The 1,986-nt window shown below is 37.8% G+C and carries 2 protein-coding genes; one reads left to right on the top strand and one right to left on the bottom strand.

Annotation, left to right across the window (positions count from 1 at the left end; translation table 11 throughout):
• Positions 1–126 precede the first annotated feature (126 nt).
• Positions 127–519: a Cd(II)/Pb(II)-responsive transcriptional regulator gene (gene cadR, locus F981_RS22760; protein ID WP_004281856.1), complete on the bottom strand. Its 393-nt coding sequence runs from the start codon at positions 517–519 to the stop codon at positions 127–129.
• Positions 520–609: 90 nt separating this feature from the next.
• Here cadR and F981_RS22755 point away from each other — a divergent pair, with 90 nt between their 5' ends.
• Positions 610–1,890 (top strand): cation efflux transmembrane domain-containing protein, encoded by a 1,281-nt coding sequence (locus tag F981_RS22755; RefSeq protein WP_004726758.1) that lies wholly within the window; start codon positions 610–612, stop codon positions 1,888–1,890.
• The last annotated feature ends 96 nt before the right edge of the window (positions 1,891–1,986 follow it).

Here is a 1,986-nt window from a genome sequence, read left to right as displayed (position 1 = left end):
GCCCTGAAAATGCCGACCATGGAAAGGATTCATATGCTGCACCTTTAGCTAAAACAGTCTTCAGCTTACCATTCGTGGTTATTTGCAACAGTGCCGATTTTTTGAAAAAAGCATAGGTCTAGATAATCAAGCTAGATTTTTTAGAACTCCACATTGGTCAATTGTACATAAGCCATCACAAGTACCTCTTAAATCAGATAGTTGTTCAATAAGCTTTTGTTGCTTGATTATATTTTCTCTGATAGCACTGACATGTAAGTCAATTAATTCATTCACATCTGAACAATTTTTCTTGGGATTATCTTTATAGGTGAGTAATTGACGAATTTCATTCAAACTCATATTTAAAGTTCGGCAATTCAAAATAAACTTAATTCGCTCAACATAGCCTATATCGTAAAGGCGGTAATTTCCTTCCGTTCTTTCGGGTTCCGGAATTAAACCTTCCTTTTCATAAAACCTAATTGTTAATACTGAACATGAGGTTTTTTTAGAGAGTTCACCAATTTTTAAATGCATTGAGTTGGTATTTCCAAAAAATCTTGACTCTATAGTAACTATAGGGATTCTAATATTCAAAGTTTATAAATTTTTTTAATGGGTATAACTATGAGTGGCTGTGGATGTAGTAAAGAAACACCATGCGAAGATAAGAAATCTCAACAAGAAAATCATCCATCAATTGCAGAAGCAAGCAATTCAAAGAATTGTGATAATACGCCTAGCTGTTGTGGTGAAGAGGAAGAAGAAAAATCTTCATCTCCTTGCTGTAACACTTCAAACAGTTGTGATGATACCGCTCAATCCTGTTGTGGTTCTGATCCCAAAGAAAATTTAAGCACTGAAGACGTTTTAAAAAATTCGCACTACATGAGTGAATACTTAGTTCCCAAAATGGATTGTTCTGCGGAAGAACAGATGGTTCGTATGGCGCTATCTTCAATTGATGGTGTTCAAAAACTCATCTTTGATTTACCTAACCGTTCTTTAAAGATTCTACATAATCAAAAAGATGAAAATATAACCACCAAACTTGAAGCTTTGGGTTTTGGTGCAAAGCTTGTGAAGACTGAAACTTATATAAGCAATCAACAGGCTAAGCAAACAAGTACCTACACCATTCCTAAAATGGATTGCTCTGCTGAAGAGCAAATGGTCCGTATGGCTCTTGCAGATATTGAAGCAGTTAAAGGTCTTACTTTTGATCTTCCCAATCGAAAACTGAAAGTCTTCCATAATGAAGGGATTCAGCAAATTACGGCTAAACTCGAAGGACTGGGTTTTGGGGCGAAACTTGATGAAATACAGCTTTCTTCAGGCGATATACCTAATGAACCTGATCCTGTGAGACAAGCTAAAGTACTTAAACTGTTATTAGGTATTAATGCTCTACTTTTCTTTATAGAATTCATCAGCGGTATTATTGCTGCGTCTACAGGATTGATTGCTGATTCTCTAGATATGTTTGCCGATGCAGCCGTTTATGGTATTGCGCTATATGCCGTCGGAAAAGCTGCGAAATATCAAGTGAAAGCAGCCCATTTCGCAGGTTGGATTCAGTTATTACTTGCTGTTATCGTGATTGTTGATGTCATTAGACGATTCATGTTTGGAAGCGAGCCAGAATCAACGCTCATGATTGTTATTGGCCTGCTCGCACTTATAGCTAACGTGACATGCTTATATCTTATTTCTGGTCATCGAGAAGATGGCGCACATATGAAAGCCAGTTGGATTTTCTCGGCGAATGACGTTGTCGTAAATATGGGCGTTATATTTGCCGGTGTACTCGTGGCGTGGACGGGATCAGCTTACCCAGACTTAATCATTGGCATCCTGGTTTCTTTATTCGTGCTTAATGGTGCTCGAAAGATTTTGGCTTTGAAGTAAGGGCACTGTTGCAAATAACCACGAATGGTAAGCTGAAGACTGTTTTAGCTAAAGGTGCAGCATATGAATCCTTTCCATGGTCGGCATTTTCAGGGC

Source organism: Acinetobacter guillouiae CIP 63.46 (assembly GCF_000368145.1).
Lineage (GTDB): Bacteria > Pseudomonadota > Gammaproteobacteria > Pseudomonadales > Moraxellaceae > Acinetobacter > Acinetobacter guillouiae.
This window is presented reverse-complemented; position numbering and strand designations above follow the sequence as displayed.